Annotated in this window: 2 protein-coding genes; one reads left to right on the top strand and one right to left on the bottom strand. The window is 64.6% G+C overall.

Annotation, left to right across the window (positions count from 1 at the left end; genetic code table 11):
* Nucleotides 1-145 precede the first annotated feature (145 nt).
* Nucleotides 146-307 carry a hypothetical protein gene (locus OP79_RS57955; RefSeq protein ID WP_245685763.1) on the top strand — a complete coding sequence of 54 codons (162 nt, stop codon included), beginning with the start codon at nt 146-148 and terminating at the stop codon, nt 305-307.
* Between the two features lie 14 nt (nt 308-321).
* Here OP79_RS57955 and OP79_RS53530 read toward each other — a convergent pair.
* Nucleotides 322-1,253 (bottom strand): IS5 family transposase gene (locus tag OP79_RS53530; protein ID WP_425428699.1). Its coding sequence is split into 2 segments (ribosomal slippage): nt 322-899 and nt 899-1,253, totalling 933 coding nucleotides; the frame shifts between segments, so codons are not numbered across the junction.
* Nucleotides 1,254-1,310: the final 57 nt, after the last annotated feature.

Below are 1,310 nucleotides of genomic sequence, written 5' to 3'. Positions count from 1 at the left end.
TAGGACTTGTCCGGTCGATCATGCTGCTGGTTAGGCTGCAAGCGTGTCCAAGACGTGCGTGAGTAACGAGACCAGCAGCATGGTCTGCCTATGGGTCGAGCCGTGGGGAACCGATCATTGGATGCGTCCGGGTGAGGAGTTCACCGTGGTGACCGAGACAGAGCCGGAGCAGTCGCCGTTCAACGTGGTTGTGCATGATCAGGGCATCACGGTGTGGGTGAACTCGGGTCATGACGCTGAGGTCTTCGACAAGAGCGGTGGCCTGGTGCCGTGTGGGCACCAGCGGCCTGCCGAGGGTGGTCTCTGAGCTGCGTCCGATCGTCAGGTCCTGAGCCAGATGACCAGGGATGCCGCCGTCGCGGTGCCTAGGAAGACGTAGCCGCGTTTGTCATAGCGAGTGGCCACCGCGCGGGACTGCTTCAAGCGGTTGATCGCCCGTTCAACGGTGTTGCGCTTCTTGTACCGCTCTTCGTCGAAGCCCGGTGGCCGTCCTCCGCGTGGCCCTTTGCGTAAACGGGCCGCCTGACTGTCGGTCTTCTCCGGAATCGTGTGACGGATACTCCGGCGCCGCAGATACTCGCGGCACGGGCCGTTGCTGTATGCCTTGTCTGCCGCGAGACTGTCCGGCTTCTTCCGCGGCCTGCCTCGACCAAGTCTGGGGACGCGGATCTTCTCCAGAACCGGCTTGAACTGGGTGCAGTCAGCCCGTTGGCCTGGGGTGACGATCAAGGACAGGGGGCGGCAGCGGCCATCCGCGCTCAGGTGGAGTTTGCTGGTAAACCCGCCGCGCGAGCGGCCCAGGCCCTCACCTCCAGCACCACCTCCACCAGGCGGCCGACGAGGCTCTGCCAGGGCGTCTCGTCCTGGTGTTCCACCCTTTCGGCCCCCTTTGAGACGAAGGCTGCTGGCGGATCAGTGCGGGCGCCGGCCGCGTGCTGATGCGCGCGGACGACGGTGGAGTCCACCGAGATGTCCCAATCGATTTCGCCCGCCGCATCGGCCGCTGCCTGGACCTGCTGGAGGAGACGTTCCCAGGTGCCGTCGCCTGACCACAATCGGTGGCGCTCATAGACCGTCTTCCACGGGCCGAACCGCTCGGGCAGGTCACGCCACTGAATTCCGGTCCGCACCCGGTGCAGAATCCCGTTGATCACCTGCCGGTGATCCCGCCAACGGCCACAACGACCGTTGCTGACCGGCAGGAACAGCCGCAGTCGTTCCCACTCGGCATCCGTCAGATCACCCCGTCCCATGTCCATATCAACGACTTGGGAACGGAGTCGTCACATGATCGACCGGACAAGTCCTAG

Source organism: Streptomyces yerevanensis (assembly GCF_000716805.1).
Taxonomy (GTDB): domain Bacteria; phylum Actinomycetota; class Actinomycetes; order Streptomycetales; family Streptomycetaceae; genus Streptomyces; species Streptomyces flaveus.
Note: the sequence above shows the minus strand (reverse complement) of the source record. Positions and strands in the feature narration are given on the sequence as shown.